The sequence below is a fragment of the Klebsiella sp. KPN54798 genome (genome assembly GCF_021184225.1).
GTDB lineage: Bacteria > Pseudomonadota > Gammaproteobacteria > Enterobacterales > Enterobacteriaceae > Klebsiella > Klebsiella pneumoniae.
The window spans coordinates 4,558,337-4,575,674 of sequence record NZ_CP089234.1 but is presented as its reverse complement, the minus strand read 5'-3'; the positions used below and the strand labels follow the sequence as shown (position 1 = coordinate 4,575,674).

Genomic DNA, 17,338 nt, shown 5'->3' with positions numbered 1-17,338 from the left:
GTCGGCCACATTACACTGTCTGTCCCGCCTCCGGCAGTGTATCATTTCGTTTAACGCCACAGTTTGAACGGAATAACCATGAATACCTTACGAATCGGCTTAGTTTCCATTTCCGATCGCGCCTCCAGCGGCGTCTATCAGGATAAAGGCATCCCGGCACTGGAAGAGTGGCTGGCACGCGCCCTGACCACCCCTTTCGAGCTGCAAACCCGTCTGATTCCGGATGAGCAGGCCATCATTGAGCAAACGCTGTGCGAACTGGTTGACGAAATGGGGTGCCATCTGGTGCTGACCACCGGCGGAACCGGCCCTGCGCGTCGCGATGTGACGCCCGACGCAACGCTGGCGATCGCCGATCGCGAGATGCCGGGCTTCGGCGAGCAAATGCGCCAGGTTAGCCTACACTTTGTGCCGACGGCTATCCTTTCCCGGCAGGTCGGTGTGATCCGCAAGCAGGCGCTGATCCTCAACCTTCCCGGGCAACCGAAAGCAATTCAGGAGACTCTGGAAGGGGTGAAAGATGCTGACGGCAACGTGCTGGTGCACGGTATTTTCGCAAGTGTACCTTATTGTGTACAGTTGCTTGAAGGGCCTTATGTGGAAACCGATGGCCGTGTAGTAGAAGCTTTTCGTCCCAAGAGCGCCAGACGCGAAACTTTATCCTGAATTTGATGCATTTTTGATATAACCTGCATCGCTAATGGTGTGCCGTTTTATTTACGATATAGTGATTTTTACTTTACACACTATAAAACACGCTGCACACCTCAGGATGAAATTGCGTTATGTCATATGCAAACCGACCGCTCAACCGCCAGGATTATAAAACGCTGACGCTGGCCGCCCTGGGCGGCGCGCTGGAGTTTTATGACTTTATCATTTTCGTTTTCTTCGCCGCCGTCGTCGGCGAGCTCTTCTTCCCTGCGGATATTCCCGAATGGCTGCGCCAGGTGCAAACCTTTGGCATTTTCGCCGCCGGTTACCTGGCGCGTCCGCTGGGGGGCATCATCATGGCCCACTTTGGCGATCTGGTGGGGCGCAAGAAAATGTTCACCCTCAGCATCCTGCTGATGGCGCTGCCAACCCTGGCGATCGGTCTGCTACCGACCTATAGCTCGGTAGGTATCATCGCCCCGCTGCTATTGCTGCTGATGCGTATTCTGCAGGGAGCGGCGATCGGCGGTGAAGTTCCAGGCGCCTGGGTGTTTGTCGCTGAGCATGTCCCGGAAAAACGCATTGGTATCGCCTGCGGCACGCTGACGGCCGGCCTGACGGTTGGCATTCTGCTGGGGTCGGTGGTGGCCACGCTTATCAATACCAGTCTGACGCCGCAGGGGATCCACGACGGCGGCTGGCGGATCCCCTTCCTGCTGGGCGGCGTATTTGGTCTGATAGCGATGTATCTGCGCCGCTGGCTGCAGGAGACGCCGATTTTTCTTGAGATGCAGCAGCGCAAAGCGCTGGCGCAGGAGCTGCCGGTAAAAGCGGTGGCGCTCAAGCACCAGAAGGCGGTGGTGATCTCTATGCTGCTGACCTGGCTGCTGTCGGCTGGCGTGGTGGTGGTGATCCTGATGTCGCCGGTCTGGCTGCAGAAGCACTATGGTTTTGCGCCGGCCATTACCCTGCAGGCCAACAGCATCGCCACCATTATGTTGTGCATCGGCTGTCTGCTCGCCGGGCTGGCAGCGGACCGCTTCGGCGCCAGCCGCACTTTTATCGTCGGCAGCCTGCTGCTGGCGGTTGCCAGCTGGGCATTTTACCATCTTGCCGGCGTCAGCCCGCAGCGGCTGTTTCTGCTCTACGGTACGGTGGGGCTTTGCGTCGGCGTGGTGGGGGCGGTGCCCTATGTGATGGTGCGGGCCTTCCCGGCGGAAGTACGCTTCACCGGCATCTCTTTCTCCTATAACCTGTCGTACGCGATCTTTGGCGGCCTGACGCCGATTGCGGTCACCATGCTGATGGGGGTGTCGCCGATGGCGCCGGCCTGGTATGTGCTGGCCCTGTCGCTGATGGGGCTGGGATTAGGTATCTGGCTGCGTCAGGAGCTGACGGCGCCGACGGGGATGCCGGAAGGGGAGTTGCAGCGTTAACGATGGCTAGCTGATGCTGATAATGACCTGCCGCCGCCCTGTGACCGGACGGCGGCGGAAGATTAGCGCGGTTCGCCGATCGGCAGCACGGTGCGGCCGAACTGTTCGTTCAGCACTTCACCCATCGCCAGGTAAATAGCGCTGGCGCCACAAATCAGGCCGACCCAGCCGGCTACCTTCACAATGCCTTCGTTATCGACCAAATGGCCAATCGCCAGCAGCGCGAACAGTACGGTCAGGCTCAGGAAGACAAACTGCAGCATGCGGGCTGCCTTCAGGGTGCCAAAGAACATAAACAGGGTAAAGACGCCCCACAGGCCGAGGTACATACCGAGGAAGTGCGCGTTTGGCGCGTCTGCCAGGCCCATTTTCGGCATCAGAAGAATCGCCACCAGCGTCAGCCAGAAGCTGCCGTAGGAGGTAAAAGCGGTTAAGCCAAAAGTGTTGCCTTTTTTGTATTCCAGCAGGCCGGCAAAAATTTGCGCAATGCCGCCGTAAAAAATGCCCATCGCCAGGATAGCTACATCGAATGCGAACAGGCCGCTATTCGCCAGGTTAAGCAGAATAGTGGTCATGCCGAAGCCCATAAGGCCCAGCGGTGCCGGATTAGCCAACTTAGTGTTGCCCATAATTCCTCAAAATTATCATTAAAAGGGAAGCATTACCCCGCGACTTGGCGGCGGGGCGCGGCATAATAATGAGGCGCTGAAGGGCTGTCTATGATCTGGCGGGGTATTTTTCACCAATTTCCGCGGTGTCTGACGGCGGCTGGAGCATTTGCCGTAAACAGGCAATATGCAGGACCGCGGGGATGGTGACCCGGTAGGCGCTGCCGCTCACCGCTTTCACGCTGTTCAGCGCGGCGCCGAGCGGTCCGCCCAGCCCGGCGCCGCGCACCAGGCCATGACCAATGACGCTCACCGCGGCATGCGTGCGCAGGATGGCGGTTAAGCGTTCGTCCAGCAACAAAGTGACGCCTTCGCTTAGCTTGCGATGCCTCAGCAGATGAGCCATCAGGCTGTCCAGCTCATGGCTCCGGCACTCCACCGCGGCGAGAAACTGCGCTTTTTGCTCCGCGTTCAGTTTATTCCAGCTGTGCTGCAGAAAATGCGCCAGCAACTGCTGCTCGATCTGCGGCGTCGACAGCTGTTTGTCGACCTTCGCTTTCAGTCGTTTACATACATCCAGCAGGATCGCGCGATAAAATTTGCCATGGCGGCGCAGCGTGTTGGCGATGCTATCGCCGCCAAAATGCTGTAGCTCACCGGCGATTAGCTGCCAGTTGCGGCGATAACGCTCCGGGTGCCCCTCCATCGCTAAAAATGTCTCGTTGCGCAGGAGCGTGCTGGAGAGACGGGGTTTGCCATTTTCCCCGTGGGTCAGAATGCGGGTAAAGGCTTCCAGATGCGCCTCGCTGCACTCAGGCAGAAAGGCGAGATCGTCATCCTCCAGGTAATTAATATGCATAACGTTTTCTCTCGGGCAGGGGCGACATTAGTCATCGCCGATAATTTTCAGTGATGCCATATCTGAGGAGTGCACCGTGTGGCCGGAGAAGGCGATCTTCTTCACGCAACGTTTGTTGTCGTTATCGCTATTGATGTTGATCCAGCCGGTGGTGCTGCCCTCTTTGATCCCGGCGGGGACGTTCAGCGTGTGGCTGGCGCCGCGGCTGGCCTTAAAGTAGACCGTCGCCCCGGAGAGTTGTACATCGCCGCGGTCGGCGCTGAGCTGAATGCGTTTGACCACCCGGCAGACGGGGAGCGTCAGCGTCAGGTCGTTGGTTTCATTGCGCGGCATAGCTATCACGCCGAGAATTTTATGGTCGTTAGCGGCCGCCGAGGTGATAAATGACACGCCGAGGATAAGCCCTACGGAAAGCCGGTATAGCGATTTCATTAATTTGTCCCCTGAATAAGCGAAGTGCGATGGCGGGGAAGTTTATCACTGCGAAAACGGGGCTTTTAGCGCGCAAGTATTGCGGGTTATGTCAATGATATTATGAATGTATTTCCTATTTTAATCCGTTTTTTGTATGTATATTTCGCCGTCGTTTTTGCCATCCAACAACCTTGTTCGGCAAGTCATCCGTAACCCTGTGCGAATCCGAGGCAAAAAATTTTTATGCTTGCCCCTTGATGCCGGAGTGGGCGACCCCATCTTGTAGTCAACCGCAGTGAAGAACCTGAAAAAAAATGATGTCTGGGCAGTTGAAACCGCACGTTTCGCCCTTATTACAGGTTCACAACCACATGTTGATCGAATTTTTAGTGGAGACGTTTAGATGGGTAAAATTATTGGTATCGACCTGGGTACTACCAACTCTTGTGTAGCGATTATGGATGGCACTACTGCACGCGTGCTGGAGAACGCCGAAGGCGATCGCACCACGCCTTCTATCATTGCCTATACCCAGGATGGTGAAACTCTGGTTGGTCAGCCGGCTAAACGTCAGGCAGTGACAAACCCGCAAAACACCCTGTTTGCGATTAAACGCCTGATTGGCCGCCGCTTCCAGGACGAAGAAGTTCAGCGTGACGTTTCTATCATGCCATACAAAATTGTTGCCGCAGACAATGGCGACGCATGGCTGGATGTGAAAGGCACCAAAACTGCACCGCCGCAGATCTCTGCTGAAGTGCTGAAGAAAATGAAGAAAACGGCTGAAGATTACCTGGGTGAACCGGTAACTGAAGCGGTTATCACCGTACCGGCTTACTTTAACGATGCGCAGCGTCAGGCAACCAAAGATGCCGGCCGTATCGCCGGTCTGGAAGTTAAACGTATCATCAACGAACCAACCGCGGCCGCGCTGGCTTACGGTCTGGATAAAGAAGTGGGCAACCGTACTATCGCGGTTTACGACCTCGGTGGTGGTACTTTCGATATCTCGATTATCGAAATCGACGAAGTTGATGGCGAAAAAACCTTTGAAGTTCTGGCGACCAACGGTGATACCCACCTGGGCGGCGAAGACTTCGATACTCGTCTGATCAACTACCTCGTTGATGAGTTCAAGAAAGATCAGGGCATTGACCTGCGCAACGACCCGCTGGCCATGCAGCGCCTGAAAGAAGCCGCTGAGAAAGCGAAGATTGAACTGTCTTCTGCTCAGCAGACCGACGTTAACCTGCCGTACATCACTGCAGACGCGACCGGTCCGAAACACATGAACATCAAAGTGACTCGCGCGAAACTGGAAAGCCTGGTAGAAGACCTGGTTAACCGTTCCATCGAGCCGCTGAAAGTCGCTCTGCAGGATGCCGGTCTGTCCGTTTCCGATATCAACGACGTGATCCTCGTTGGTGGTCAGACTCGTATGCCGATGGTGCAGAAGAAAGTGGCCGAGTTCTTTGGTAAAGAACCGCGTAAAGACGTTAACCCGGATGAAGCCGTGGCGATCGGTGCTGCCGTTCAGGGCGGTGTACTGACTGGCGATGTGAAAGACGTTCTGCTGCTCGACGTAACCCCGCTGTCGCTGGGTATCGAAACCATGGGCGGCGTGATGACTGCGCTTATCAGCAAAAACACCACCATCCCAACCAAGCACAGCCAGGTGTTCTCTACCGCTGAAGACAACCAGTCTGCGGTAACCATCCATGTGCTGCAGGGTGAGCGTAAACGCGCGTCTGATAACAAATCTCTGGGTCAGTTCAACCTGGATGGTATTAACCCGGCGCCGCGCGGCATGCCGCAGATCGAAGTGACCTTCGACATCGATGCTGACGGTATCCTGCACGTCTCCGCGAAAGACAAAAACAGCGGTAAAGAGCAGAAGATCACCATCAAAGCGTCTTCCGGTCTGAATGAAGAAGAAATTCAGAAAATGGTTCGCGAAGCAGAAGCTAACGCCGAATCTGACCGTAAGTTCGAAGAGCTGGTACAGACCCGCAACCAGGGCGACCATCTGCTGCACAGCACTCGTAAGCAGGTTGAAGAAGCAGGCGATAAACTGCCGGCTGACGACAAAACTGCCATTGAGTCTGCGCTGACCGCGCTGGAATCTTCTCTGAAAGGCGAAGACAAAGCGGATATCGAAGCGAAAATGCAGGCGCTGGCGCAGGCTTCTCAGAAGCTGATGGAAATCGCTCAGCAGCAGCACGCTCAGCAGCAGGCGGGTTCCGCTGACGCTCAGGCGAGCAACGCGAAAGACGACGATGTTGTCGACGCTGAGTTCGAAGAAGTGAAAGATAAAAAATAATCGCCCTTTGAACGGGTAAAACACTGGCACGGGCGAAGAGGTTTCCTCTCCGCCCGTGCACGCATGTTAAGGGGCTGAAAAACACCGATGGCAAAGCAAGATTACTACGAGATTTTAGGCGTTTCCAAAACAGCGGAAGAGCGTGAAATCAAAAAGGCTTATAAGCGCCTGGCCATGAAATATCACCCGGACCGCAACCAGGGTGATAAAGAGGCTGAAGCCAAATTTAAAGAAATCAAAGAAGCGTATGAAATCCTGACTGATGCCCAGAAGCGTGCGGCCTACGATCAGTACGGCCACGCGGCCTTCGAACAGGGCGGCATGGGCGGCGGCGGCGGTTTTGGCGGCGGTGCGGACTTCAGCGATATCTTTGGCGATGTTTTCGGCGATATCTTTGGCGGCGGGCGTGGTCGTCAGCGCGCGGCACGCGGCGCCGATCTCCGTTACAACATGGAGCTGACGCTGGAAGAAGCGGTGCGCGGCGTCACTAAAGAGATCCGTATTCCGACGCTGGAAGAGTGCGACGTCTGCCACGGCAGCGGCGCCAAGGCCGGCAGCAAACCGCAGACCTGTCCGACCTGTCATGGCGCGGGCCAGGTGCAGATGCGCCAGGGCTTTTTTGCGGTACAGCAGACCTGTCCGCACTGCCAGGGACGCGGTACGCTGATTAAAGATCCGTGCAATAAATGTCATGGCCATGGCCGCGTAGAAAAGACCAAAACCCTGTCGGTTAAAATTCCGGCGGGCGTGGATACCGGTGACCGGATCCGTCTGGCGGGCGAAGGCGAGGCCGGCGAACATGGCGCGCCGGCAGGCGATCTGTACGTTCAGGTTCAGGTGAAGCAGCACGCTATCTTTGAGCGTGAAGGCAATAACCTGTACTGCGAAGTTCCGATCAACTTCACCATGGCGGCGCTGGGCGGTGAGATCGAGGTCCCAACGCTCGACGGCCGCGTGAACCTGAAAATTCCAGGTGAAACCCAGACCGGCAAGCTGTTCCGCATGCGTGGAAAAGGCGTGAAATCCGTTCGCGGCGGCGCGCAGGGCGATCTGCTGTGCCGCGTGGTGGTGGAAACGCCGGTGGGGCTGAATGAGAAGCAGAAGCAGCTGCTGAAAGAGCTGCAGGAGAGCTTCGGCGGTCCGACCGGGGAAAACAACAGCCCGCGTTCGAAAAGCTTCTTTGACGGCGTGAAGAAGTTCTTCGACGACCTGACCCGCTAATTCCGCCTTTGTTGATATCCGGCCCGGGCCTTTGCTGCCCGGGCTTTTTTTCGCCTGAGAACCCCCCTTTAGCTCGTAAAAAGCGAATATTAGCGCAACTTAAATCTGATTTTTTCGAGTTATCAGTATGTGTATTATGCTTTTATCGAGTTATTCACCAACAGGATGAAAGTAAAAGTGAAACATCTGCAACGATTCTTTAGTAGCGATGCTTCCGGCGGCATTGTCTTAATTATCGCCGCCGCGCTGGCGATGGTGATGGCCAATACCAGCGTGACCAGCGGTCTGTATCACTCCTTCCTTGAGACGCCAGTACAGCTGCGTGTGGGCGCGCTGGAGATCAACAAGAACATGCTGTTATGGATCAATGATGCCCTGATGGCGGTGTTCTTTTTGCTGATTGGCCTGGAGGTCAAGCGTGAGCTGATTCAAGGGTCGCTGGCGAGCCGCCGTCAGGCGGTCTTCCCGGTGATAGCCGCGCTGGGCGGGATGATCGTCCCGGCCCTGGTCTACCTGGCCTTTAACGCCCAGGATCCTGTCGCCAGAGAAGGGTGGGCGATCCCGGCGGCGACGGATATTGCCTTTGCCCTCGGCGTGCTGGCGCTGTTAGGTAGCCGGGTCCCGACGGCGCTGAAGATTTTCCTGATGGCGCTGGCGATTATTGATGACCTCGGGGCTATCGTGATTATCGCGCTGTTTTATACCCACGACCTGTCCATGCTCTCGCTGGGCGTGGCGGCGGCGGCGATTGCGGTGCTGGTGGCCCTGAATCTGAGCGGCGTGCGGCGTACCGGGATCTATATTCTGGTTGGCGCGGTGCTGTGGACGGCGGTGCTGAAGTCTGGCGTTCACGCGACCCTTGCCGGGGTGATTGTCGGCTTTATGATCCCGCTCGAGGAAAAGCATGGCAAGTCGCCGGCCAAAGCGCTTGAGCATGTCCTGCACCCGTGGGTGGCGTTTATGATCCTGCCGCTGTTTGCCTTCGCGAACGCGGGGGTCTCACTGCAGGGGGTCACCCTTGCCGGGCTGACGTCGCTCCTGCCGCTGGGCATTATGGCTGGCCTGTTTATCGGTAAGCCGCTGGGGATTAGCCTGTTCTGCTGGCTGGCCCTGAAGCTGAAGTGGGCTTCGCTGCCGGAGGGTACCACCTGCAAGCAAATTATGGCGGTGGGGATCCTGTGCGGGATTGGCTTTACGATGTCGATTTTCATCGCCACCCTGGCCTTTGGCAGCGTGGATCCCGCGTTGATCAACTGGGCCAAGCTTGGCATTCTGATCGGCTCAGTGCTATCAGCGGTCGTCGGCTACCTCATACTGCGTCAGCGCGTGACGGATACTCGCCTCGCGGTATAACCTTTCTGCAGGAGAGCCCGCCAGGCTCTCCTGGACATTATCAGGGAGAGAAGCATGTCACATATTAACTACAATCATCTGTACTACTTCTGGCACGTGTATAAAGAAGGGTCCGTCGTGGGCGCGGCGGAGGCGCTGTTTCTGACGCCGCAGACCATTACCGGGCAGATCAAAGCCCTGGAGGAGCGCCTGCAGGGGAAATTATTTAAGCGAAAGGGAAGGGGGCTTGAGCCGAGCGAGCTGGGGGAGCTGGTTTTTCGCTATGCCGACCGGATGTTTACCCTCAGCCAGGAGATGCTCGACATCGTCAACTATCGCAAAGAGTCGAACCTGCTGTTTGACGTCGGCGTGGCCGATGCGCTCTCGAAACGGCTGGTCAGCGGCGTGCTGGATGCCGCCGTCGTTGAGAGCGAGCAGATTCATCTGCGCTGTTTTGAATCCACTCATGAGCTGCTGCTGGAGCAGCTGAGCCAGCATAAGCTCGACATGATTATCTCTGACTGCCCGATCGACTCGACGCAGCAGGAAGGGCTATTTTCGGTGAAGATCGGCGAGTGCAGCGTCAGCTTCTGGTGCATGAATCCGGCGCCGACGAAGCCGTTCCCGGCCTGCCTCGAAGAGCGGCGGCTGCTGATCCCCGGCCGGCGATCGATGCTGGGACGTAAGCTGCTGAACTGGATTAACGTGCAGGGCCTGAAGGTGGAGATCCTCGGCGAGTTTGACGACGCGGCGCTCATGAAAGCCTTCGGCGCCGCACATAATGCGATATTTGTCGCGCCGACGCTCTACGCGCATGATTTCTACCATGATGAATCGATTGTCGAAATTGGCCGTATGGATAGCGTGATGGAGGAGTATCACGCTATTTTCGCTGAACGAATGATTCAGCACCCGGCGGTACAGCGTATCTGTAATCGCGATTATTCGTCGCTGTTCACCGAACCCCGATAGCCGGAAGGCGTGGGCTGGCGTGGCTCAGATCGCGCCAGCGTGCGCTACCGGGGGAAGATGATAGGCATAAAAAAACCCGCTTTCGCGGGTTTCTTTAACAAAGTTCAGCAAGCAGGCGATTAAGCCAGTTTGTTGATCTGTGCAGTCAGGTTTGCTTTATGACGCGCAGCTTTGTTTTTGTGGATCAGACCTTTAGCAGCCTGACGGTCCACGATCGGTTGCATTTCGTTAAATGCTTTCTGTGCAGCAGCTTTGTCGCCAGCTTCGATAGCTGCGTATACTTTCTTGATGAAAGTACGCATCATAGAGCGACGGCTTGCGTTGTGCTTGCGAGCCTTTTCAGACTGAACGGCGCGCTTCTTAGCTGATTTGATATTAGCCAAGGTCCAACTCCCAAATGTGTTCTATATGGACAATTCAAAGGCCGAGGAATATGCCCGTTTAGCCTTCTTTTGTCAATGGATTTGTGCAAATAAGCGCCGTTTAACACCACAGCGCTTCATTACGTAGTGATGGCGCAAGATTCTACCAGCTTGTTGCAGGCGAATACAGCTTTTCCACCATAAAAATCGCCGGGCGCGGCCAGTTTTCCCGCTTTCTCGCGCTGAGTGAATGAATTCCTGAGAACTTTCGTTGCCGAGGTGCAATCGCTGGTTAACGTTGACAGTTGTACAAGGTATACTCGGACGATTTTCACTGTTTTGAGCCAGACATGAAGCTGATACGCGGCATACATAATCTCAGTCAGGCCCCGCACGGGTGCGTGCTGACCATTGGTAATTTCGACGGCGTGCATCGTGGGCATCAGGCGCTGCTGCAGCGGTTGCGCGAAGAGGGCCGCCAGCGCGGTTTACCGGTCGTGGTGATGATTTTTGAACCCCAGCCGCTGGAGCTCTTTGCCGCTGATAAAGCCCCGGCGCGATTGACCCGCCTGCGTGAAAAGCTGGGCTATCTGGCTGAAAGCGGGGTTGACTATGTATTGTGCGTTCGCTTTGACCGCCGGTTCGCCGCGCTAACCGCGCAGGATTTTATCAGTGAACTGCTGGTGCGTCGCCTGGGCGTGCAGTTCCTCGCCGTTGGTGACGATTTCCGCTTTGGCGCTGGTCGCCAGGGGGATTTCTTGTTATTACAAAAGGCGGGGGCGGAATATGGCTTCGACGTCACCAGCACTCAAACCTTCTGCGAAGGCGGGGTGCGAATCAGCAGCACGGCGGTACGCCAGGCGCTGGCCGATGACGATCTCCTGCTGGCGGAGACGCTGCTCGGCCATCCGTTTAGCATCTCCGGACGCGTCGTGCATGGTGATGAACTAGGCCGAACCATAGGTTTTCCGACGGCGAACTTACCGCTGCGTCGTCAGGTTTCCCCGGTTAAAGGGGTCTATGCGGTAGAAGTGACAGGGCTGGGCGACAAACCGATAGCGGGCGTCGCCAATATTGGCACCCGTCCAACGGTTGCGGGCGTGCGTCAGCAGCTCGAAGTACATCTGTTGGACGTTGTAATGGACCTCTACGGTCGCCATATCAATGTAATACTGCGTAAAAAGATACGTAACGAGCAGCGGTTTGCGTCGCTGGACGAGCTGAAGGCGCAAATCGCACGTGATGAGTTAACGGCCCGCGAATTATTTGGGCTGACCAGCCAGGCCTGAGCCACTGGTGTTTATCAAACCGAAATACGGAACCGAGAATCTGATGAGTGACTATAAATCGACCCTGAATTTGCCGGAAACAGGGTTCCCTATGCGTGGCGACCTCGCCAAACGCGAACCGGGAATGCTGGCGCGTTGGACCGATGATGACCTGTACGGCATCATTCGTGCAGCCAAAAAAGGCAAAAAAACCTTCATTCTGCATGATGGCCCTCCTTATGCGAATGGCAGCATTCATATTGGTCACTCGGTAAACAAGATTCTGAAAGACATTATCGTTAAGTCCAAAGGACTGACGGGCTATGACTCGCCTTACGTTCCGGGCTGGGACTGCCACGGTCTGCCGATCGAGCTGAAAGTGGAGCAGGAATACGGCAAGCCGGGTGAGAAATTTACCGCTGCCGAATTCCGCGCTAAGTGCCGCGAATATGCCGCCGAGCAGATCGATGGCCAGCGTAAAGACTTTATCCGTCTCGGCGTGCTGGGCGACTGGTCGCATCCGTACCTGACCATGGACTTCAAAACCGAAGCCAACATCATCCGCGCGCTGGGCAAAATCATCGGTAATGGCCACCTGCATAAAGGCGCCAAACCGGTGCACTGGTGCGTAGACTGCCGTTCCGCGCTGGCGGAAGCGGAAGTGGAGTATTACGACAAAACCTCTCCGTCTATCGATGTCGCGTTCCACGCGGTAGACAAAGCCGCGGTACTGGCGAAATTCGGCGTAGCCGACGTCAACGGTCCGGTGTCGCTGGTTATCTGGACCACCACGCCGTGGACCCTGCCGGCCAACCGCGCTATCTCTCTGTCTCCTGAGTTCGACTATGCGCTGGTGCAGGTTGACGGCCAGGCGCTGATCCTGGCGAAAGACCTGGTTGAGAGCGTAATGAAGCGCGTTGGCGCGACGGACTACACTATTCTGGCGGCGGTACAAGGTTCTGAGCTTGAGCTGATGCGCTTTAAGCATCCGTTCCTCGATTTCGACGTGCCGGCGATCCTTGGCGACCACGTGACGCTGGATGCCGGTACCGGTGCGGTGCATACCGCTGGCGGCCACGGTCCGGACGACTACACCATCAGCCAGAAATACGGTCTGGAAATCGCCAACCCGGTTGGCCCGGACGGCGCTTACCTGCCTGGCACCTGGCCGTCCCTGGACGGCATTAATGTTTTCAAAGCCAATGACATCATCGTTGAGATGCTGCGTGAGCGTGGCGCGCTGTTACACGTTGAGAAACTGCAGCACAGCTATCCATGCTGCTGGCGCCACAAGTCGCCGATCATCTTCCGCGCCACTCCGCAGTGGTTCGTGAGCATGGATCAGAAAGGCCTGCGCGCGCAGTCGCTGAAAGAGATCAAAGGCGTGCAGTGGATCCCGGACTGGGGCCAGGCGCGTATCGAATCGATGGTCGCTAACCGCCCTGACTGGTGTATCTCCCGTCAGCGCACCTGGGGCGTGCCGATGTCGCTGTTCGTGCATAAAGAAACCCATGAACTGCACCCGCGTACCCTTGAGCTGATGGAAGAAGTGGCAAAACGCGTTGAAGTTGACGGCATCCAGGCGTGGTGGGATCTCGATTCCCGCGACATTCTTGGCGATGACGCCGACAGCTATGAGAAAGTGCCGGATACCCTCGACGTCTGGTTTGACTCCGGGTCGACCCACTCTTCCGTAGTTGACGTGCGTCCGGAATTCGCCGGTCACGCCGCCGATATGTATCTGGAAGGTTCTGACCAGCATCGCGGCTGGTTCATGTCCTCGCTGATGATTTCCACGGCGATGAAAGGCAAAGCGCCATATCGTCAGGTACTGACCCACGGCTTCACCGTCGACGGTCAGGGCCGCAAAATGTCCAAGTCTATCGGCAACACCGTTAGCCCGCAGGACGTGATGAACAAGCTCGGCGCCGATATCCTGCGCCTGTGGGTGGCTTCCACCGACTACACCGGCGAAATGGCGGTCTCTGACGAGATCCTCAAACGCGCCGCCGACAGCTATCGTCGTATCCGTAACACCGCGCGCTTCCTGCTGGCGAACCTTAACGGTTTCGATCCGGCGAAAGACATGGTTAAACCGGAAGAGATGGTGGTGCTGGACCGCTGGGCGGTCGGCTGCGCGCAGGCGGCACAGGAAGATATCCTGAAAGCCTACGAATCCTACGACTTCCATGAAGTGGTGCAGCGCCTGATGCGCTTCTGCTCCATCGAGATGGGCTCGTTCTACCTCGACATCATCAAAGACCGCCAGTACACCGCCAAGGCGGACAGCGTGGCGCGTCGCAGCTGCCAGACCGCGCTGTTCCATATCGTGGAAGCGCTGGTGCGCTGGATGGCGCCGATCATGTCCTTCACCGCAGATGAAATCTGGGGCTATCTGCCTGGCGAGCGTGAGAAATATGTCTTCACCGGCGAGTGGTATGAAGGTCTGTTCGGCCTGGCCGACGACGAAGCGATGAACGACGATTTCTGGGACGAGCTGCTGAAGGTGCGTGGCGAAGTCAACAAGGTGATCGAGCAGGCGCGTGCGGATAAGAAAGTCGGCGGCTCGCTGGAAGCGGCAGTCACGCTGTATGCTGATGCCGATCTGGCGGCTAAGCTCAATGCGCTGGGCGATGAATTGCGATTTGTCCTGTTGACCTCCGGGGCGAACGTCGCAGACTATGCGAGCGCGTCCGCTGATGCGCAGCAAAGCGAACTGCTCAAAGGGTTGAAAGTCGCATTGAGTAAAGCTGAAGGTGAGAAATGCCCGCGCTGCTGGCATTACACCACCGATATCGGCAAGGTGGCGGAACACGCGGAAATCTGCGGACGCTGTGTGAGCAACGTCGCCGGTGACGGCGAGCAACGTAAATTCGCCTGATGAGTAAATCGATCTGTTCAACGGGGCTACGCTGGCTGTGGGTGGTCGTAGCCGTGCTGATTATCGATCTGGGCAGCAAATTCCTGATCCTCCAGAACTTCGCTCTGGGGGAGACGGTTCCGCTGTTCCCGTCGCTTAATCTGCATTATGCCCGCAACTATGGCGCGGCCTTTAGCTTCCTCGCCGACAGCGGCGGCTGGCAGCGCTGGTTCTTTTCCGGGATCGCGATCGGTATTTGCGTGGTGCTGACGGTGCTGATGTACCGTTCGAAGGCGACGCAAAAGCTGAACAATATTGCCTACGCGCTGATTATCGGCGGCGCGCTGGGCAACTTGTTCGATCGCCTGTGGCATGGCTTTGTGGTCGATATGATCGACTTCTACGTCGGCGACTGGCATTTTGCCACCTTCAACCTCGCCGATAGCGCGATCTGCATCGGCGCAGCGCTGATTGTGCTGGAAGGCTTCCTGCCGAAACCGACTGTGAAAGAGCAGGCGTAAATCTCAATGCCGGGTGACGTGACGCTTACCCGGCCTACAGAATTTTTGGCCCCCGTAGGCTCGGTAAGCGTAATGCCGCCGGGCACCGGGTGACCTAAACAAGCGAGCAATTTGCATGTCTAAATCCGTACAGAGCAACAGCGCGGTACTGGTGCACTTCACTCTGAAACTGGACGACGGCTCCACTGCCGAGTCCACCCGCAGCAACGGCAAACCGGCGCTGTTTCGCCTCGGCGACACCTCTTTGTCTGAAGGGCTGGAGCAACAGCTTCTCGGTTTGAAAGAGGGGGAGAAAAAGGCCTTTTCGCTGGAGCCTGACGCCGCCTTTGGCGTACCCAGCCCGGACCTGATTCAGTATTTCTCTCGCCGCGAGTTTATCGACGCTGGCGAGCCGGAGATCGGCGCGATTATGCTCTTTACCGCAATGGATGGCAGCGAAATGCCTGGCGTGATCCGCGAAGTGAACGGCGATTCCATCACCGTTGACTTCAACCATCCGCTGGCCGGGCGCACTGTTCATTTTGATATTGAAGTGCTGGAGATCGATCCGGCGCTGGAGGAGTAACATGCAGATCCTGTTGGCTAACCCGCGCGGTTTTTGCGCTGGCGTTGACCGCGCTATCAGCATTGTAGAAAACGCGCTGACGCTGTATGGCGCACCGATCTATGTTCGTCATGAAGTGGTGCACAACCGCTATGTGGTGGATAGCCTGCGCAAGCGTGGCGCCATTTTTATCGAACAGATCAGCGAAGTGCCGGACGGCGCGATCCTGATTTTCTCCGCCCACGGCGTGTCGCAGGCGGTACGCAACGAAGCGAAGAGCCGCGACCTGACGGTATTCGATGCCACCTGTCCGCTGGTGACCAAAGTCCATATGGAAGTCGCCCGCGCCAGCCGCCGCGGCGAAGAGTCGATTCTGATTGGCCATGCCGGCCATCCGGAAGTCGAAGGCACCATGGGACAGTACAACAACCCGCAAGGGGGGATGTACCTGGTCGAGTCGCCGGAAGACGTGCTGAAGCTGGAAGTGAAAAATGACGCCCGGCTGTCGTTTATGACCCAGACCACGCTCTCCGTCGACGATACCTCGGATGTGATTGACGCCCTGCGCGCGCGTTTTCCGAAAATCGTCGGCCCGCGCAAAGACGACATTTGCTATGCCACCACTAACCGTCAGGAAGCCGTGCGCGCGCTGGCGGAGAAGGCTGACGTAGTGCTGGTGGTCGGGTCGAAAAACTCCTCCAACTCTAACCGCCTCGCCGAGCTGGCGCAGCGGATGGGCAAAGCGGCTTACCTGATTGACGACGCCTCCGATATTCAGGAAGCGTGGGTCAAGGATGCGGCCTGCGTCGGCGTGACGGCGGGCGCGTCGGCGCCGGATATTCTGGTGCAGAACGTCATTACCCGCCTGCAGGAGCTGGGCGGCGGCGAAGCCGTGCCGCTGGAAGGCCGGGAAGAGAATATCGTCTTTGAAGTGCCGAAAGAGCTGCGTGTGGATGTCCGTGAAGTAGAGTAAGTTCTTTCCTCCAGCAGTATGAGAAGATGCCAGACTTAACGTCTGGCATTTTTTTAGGGAGAAACCATGCGCTTACCAATCATTCTTGATACCGATCCGGGCATCGACGATGCCGCCGCCATTGCCGCGGCGCTGTTCGCGCCTGAGCTGGATCTGCAGTTGATGACCACCGTAGCGGGCAATGTCTCGGTGGAGAAGACGACCCGTAACGCGCTGCAATTGCTGCATTTCTGGAATGCCGATGTACCGCTGGCGCAGGGCGCGTCGATGCCGCTGGTGCGTCCGTTGCGCGACGCCGCCTCGGTGCATGGCGAATCCGGCATGGAGGGGTATGACTTTGTTGAGCATCAACGTCAACCGTTGGCGAAGCCGGCCTTCCAGGCTATCCGTGATGCGCTTATGCATGCTGCCGAGCCGATCACCCTGGTGGCGATTGGCCCGCTGACCAATATAGCGCTGCTGCTGACCCAGTACCCGGAATGCGTGTTTAATATTCGCCGGCTGGTGATCATGGGCGGCTCGGCGGGCCGCGGCAACTTCACGCCGAATGCGGAATTCAATATCGCTATCGACCCGGAGGCCGCCGCGAAAGTGTTCCACAGCGGGCTGGAGATTGTGATGTGCGGGCTGGACGTCACCAACCGGGCGCTGCTGGCGGCGGATTATCTGGCAACGCTGCCGACGCTGAACCAGACCGGTAAAATGCTCCATGCGCTGTTTAGCCACTATCGCAGCGGCAGCATGAGCAGCGGTCTGCGCATGCACGACTTGTGCGCTATTGCGTGGCTGGCCCGCCCGGAACTGTTCACTCTCCAGCCGTGCTTTGTGGCGGTGGAGACGCAGGGGACCTGGACCGCCGGCACCACGGTGGTGGATATCGAAGGACGACTGGGCCAGCCGGCGAACGCCCAGGTGGCGCTGGATATCGACGTCGAAGGGTTTCAGCGCTGGGCGGCGGAGGTGATTGCCCTGGCGCCGTGATATATCACTCGAT

Annotated in this window: 16 protein-coding genes and 1 pseudogene; 13 read left to right on the top strand and 4 right to left on the bottom strand. The window is 57.2% G+C overall.

Annotated features, from left to right (window positions below; translation table 11 throughout):
• Positions 1–78 precede the first annotated feature (78 nt).
• Both mog and LPQ25_RS21960 read left to right on the top strand, forming a co-directional pair.
• Positions 79–666, top strand: coding sequence for a molybdopterin adenylyltransferase (gene mog, locus LPQ25_RS21965; protein ID WP_002887898.1), 588 nt, complete (start codon positions 79–81; stop codon positions 664–666).
• Between the two features lie 119 nt (positions 667–785).
• Complete coding sequence (locus LPQ25_RS21960) at positions 786–2,090, top strand: MFS transporter (protein WP_012737381.1); 1,305 nt, start codon at positions 786–788, stop codon at positions 2,088–2,090.
• 62 nt (positions 2,091–2,152) lie between these two features.
• On the opposite strand, the gene satP is transcribed toward LPQ25_RS21960, so the two are convergent.
• The 3 genes from satP to LPQ25_RS21945 all read right to left on the bottom strand — a co-directional run bounded on the left by satP (position 2,153) and on the right by LPQ25_RS21945 (position 3,989).
• The gene (gene satP, locus LPQ25_RS21955; protein WP_004177461.1) at positions 2,153–2,719 is read right to left on the bottom strand and encodes an acetate uptake transporter; all 567 of its coding nucleotides are present in this window, start codon (positions 2,717–2,719) and stop codon (positions 2,153–2,155) included.
• 88 nt (positions 2,720–2,807) lie between these two features.
• Positions 2,808–3,557 (bottom strand): acidic protein MsyB, encoded by a 750-nt coding sequence (gene msyB / locus LPQ25_RS21950; RefSeq protein WP_004146011.1) that lies wholly within the window; start codon positions 3,555–3,557, stop codon positions 2,808–2,810.
• 27 nt (positions 3,558–3,584) lie between these two features.
• Positions 3,585–3,989, bottom strand: a complete 405-nt coding sequence (locus LPQ25_RS21945; protein ID WP_002887909.1) for a DUF2541 family protein — start codon at positions 3,987–3,989, stop codon at positions 3,585–3,587.
• 385 nt (positions 3,990–4,374) lie between these two features.
• On the opposite strand from LPQ25_RS21945, the gene dnaK reads away from it, so the two are divergent.
• The 4 genes from dnaK to nhaR all read left to right on the top strand — a co-directional run bounded on the left by dnaK (position 4,375) and on the right by nhaR (position 9,816).
• Positions 4,375–6,291, top strand: a complete 1,917-nt coding sequence (gene dnaK / locus LPQ25_RS21940) for a molecular chaperone DnaK (RefSeq protein ID WP_004146997.1) — start codon at positions 4,375–4,377, stop codon at positions 6,289–6,291.
• Positions 6,292–6,378: 87 nt separating this feature from the next.
• The gene (dnaJ, locus tag LPQ25_RS21935; protein WP_002887955.1) at positions 6,379–7,512 is read left to right on the top strand and encodes a molecular chaperone DnaJ; all 1,134 of its coding nucleotides are present in this window, start codon (positions 6,379–6,381) and stop codon (positions 7,510–7,512) included.
• A gap of 177 nt (positions 7,513–7,689) precedes the next feature.
• The gene (nhaA, locus tag LPQ25_RS21930) at positions 7,690–8,865 is read left to right on the top strand and encodes a Na+/H+ antiporter NhaA (RefSeq protein ID WP_004192071.1); all 1,176 of its coding nucleotides are present in this window, start codon (positions 7,690–7,692) and stop codon (positions 8,863–8,865) included.
• A gap of 54 nt (positions 8,866–8,919) precedes the next feature.
• Positions 8,920–9,816 (top strand): transcriptional activator NhaR, encoded by an 897-nt coding sequence (gene nhaR / locus LPQ25_RS21925; RefSeq protein ID WP_002887961.1) that lies wholly within the window; start codon positions 8,920–8,922, stop codon positions 9,814–9,816.
• Between the two features lie 119 nt (positions 9,817–9,935).
• On the opposite strand, the gene rpsT is transcribed toward nhaR, so the two are convergent.
• Positions 9,936–10,199 (bottom strand): 30S ribosomal protein S20, encoded by a 264-nt coding sequence (gene rpsT / locus LPQ25_RS21920; RefSeq protein WP_002887965.1) that lies wholly within the window; start codon positions 10,197–10,199, stop codon positions 9,936–9,938.
• A gap of 116 nt (positions 10,200–10,315) precedes the next feature.
• Between rpsT and LPQ25_RS27455 the strand changes: the two are divergent.
• From LPQ25_RS27455 to rihC, 7 genes and pseudogenes are all read left to right on the top strand, one after another.
• Positions 10,316–10,521, top strand: a pseudogene (locus tag LPQ25_RS27455) (DUF2575 domain-containing protein); the annotation flags it as partial.
• Between the two features lie 7 nt (positions 10,522–10,528).
• Positions 10,529–11,467 carry a bifunctional riboflavin kinase/FAD synthetase gene (gene ribF, locus LPQ25_RS21915; RefSeq protein WP_002887969.1) on the top strand — a complete coding sequence of 313 codons (939 nt, stop codon included), beginning with the start codon at positions 10,529–10,531 and terminating at the stop codon, positions 11,465–11,467.
• 43 nt (positions 11,468–11,510) lie between these two features.
• On the top strand, positions 11,511–14,327 hold the full coding sequence (ileS, locus tag LPQ25_RS21910) for an isoleucine--tRNA ligase (RefSeq protein ID WP_004212580.1): 2,817 nt from the start codon (positions 11,511–11,513) through the stop codon (positions 14,325–14,327).
• A complete protein-coding gene (gene lspA / locus LPQ25_RS21905; protein ID WP_002887973.1) occupies positions 14,327–14,827 on the top strand; it encodes a signal peptidase II in 501 nt (166 codons plus the stop codon). Before ileS ends, lspA begins: the two co-directional genes overlap by 1 nt.
• A gap of 115 nt (positions 14,828–14,942) precedes the next feature.
• Positions 14,943–15,392 (top strand): FKBP-type peptidyl-prolyl cis-trans isomerase, encoded by a 450-nt coding sequence (fkpB, locus tag LPQ25_RS21900; RefSeq protein ID WP_002887976.1) that lies wholly within the window; start codon positions 14,943–14,945, stop codon positions 15,390–15,392.
• 1 nt (position 15,393) lies between these two features.
• On the top strand, positions 15,394–16,344 hold the full coding sequence (ispH, locus tag LPQ25_RS21895; RefSeq protein WP_014908021.1) for a 4-hydroxy-3-methylbut-2-enyl diphosphate reductase: 951 nt from the start codon (positions 15,394–15,396) through the stop codon (positions 16,342–16,344).
• A gap of 66 nt (positions 16,345–16,410) precedes the next feature.
• Positions 16,411–17,325: a ribonucleoside hydrolase RihC gene (rihC, locus tag LPQ25_RS21890; protein WP_002887981.1), complete on the top strand. Its 915-nt coding sequence runs from the start codon at positions 16,411–16,413 to the stop codon at positions 17,323–17,325.
• The last annotated feature ends 13 nt before the right edge of the window (positions 17,326–17,338 follow it).

Excerpts from the sequence above, each read along its gene's own strand:
- lspA (WP_002887973.1), top strand. The coding sequence starts at position 14,327 with ATGAGTAAATCGATCTGTTCAACGGGGCTACGCTGGCTGTGGGTGGTC.
- ispH (WP_014908021.1), top strand. The coding sequence starts at position 15,394 with ATGCAGATCCTGTTGGCTAACCCGCGCGGTTTTTGCGCTGGCGTTGAC.
- nhaR (WP_002887961.1), top strand. The coding sequence starts at position 8,920 with ATGTCACATATTAACTACAATCATCTGTACTACTTCTGGCACGTGTAT.
- dnaJ (WP_002887955.1), top strand. The coding sequence starts at position 6,379 with ATGGCAAAGCAAGATTACTACGAGATTTTAGGCGTTTCCAAAACAGCG.
- mog (WP_002887898.1), top strand. The coding sequence starts at position 79 with ATGAATACCTTACGAATCGGCTTAGTTTCCATTTCCGATCGCGCCTCC.
- satP (WP_004177461.1), bottom strand. The coding sequence starts at position 2,719 with ATGGGCAACACTAAGTTGGCTAATCCGGCACCGCTGGGCCTTATGGGC.
- fkpB (WP_002887976.1), top strand. The coding sequence starts at position 14,943 with ATGTCTAAATCCGTACAGAGCAACAGCGCGGTACTGGTGCACTTCACT.
- LPQ25_RS21960 (WP_012737381.1), top strand. The coding sequence starts at position 786 with ATGTCATATGCAAACCGACCGCTCAACCGCCAGGATTATAAAACGCTG.
- dnaK (WP_004146997.1), top strand. The coding sequence starts at position 4,375 with ATGGGTAAAATTATTGGTATCGACCTGGGTACTACCAACTCTTGTGTA.
- ileS (WP_004212580.1), top strand. The coding sequence starts at position 11,511 with ATGAGTGACTATAAATCGACCCTGAATTTGCCGGAAACAGGGTTCCCT.
- ribF (WP_002887969.1), top strand. The coding sequence starts at position 10,529 with ATGAAGCTGATACGCGGCATACATAATCTCAGTCAGGCCCCGCACGGG.
- LPQ25_RS21945 (WP_002887909.1), bottom strand. The coding sequence starts at position 3,989 with ATGAAATCGCTATACCGGCTTTCCGTAGGGCTTATCCTCGGCGTGTCA.
- msyB (WP_004146011.1), bottom strand. The coding sequence starts at position 3,557 with ATGCATATTAATTACCTGGAGGATGACGATCTCGCCTTTCTGCCTGAG.
- rihC (WP_002887981.1), top strand. The coding sequence starts at position 16,411 with ATGCGCTTACCAATCATTCTTGATACCGATCCGGGCATCGACGATGCC.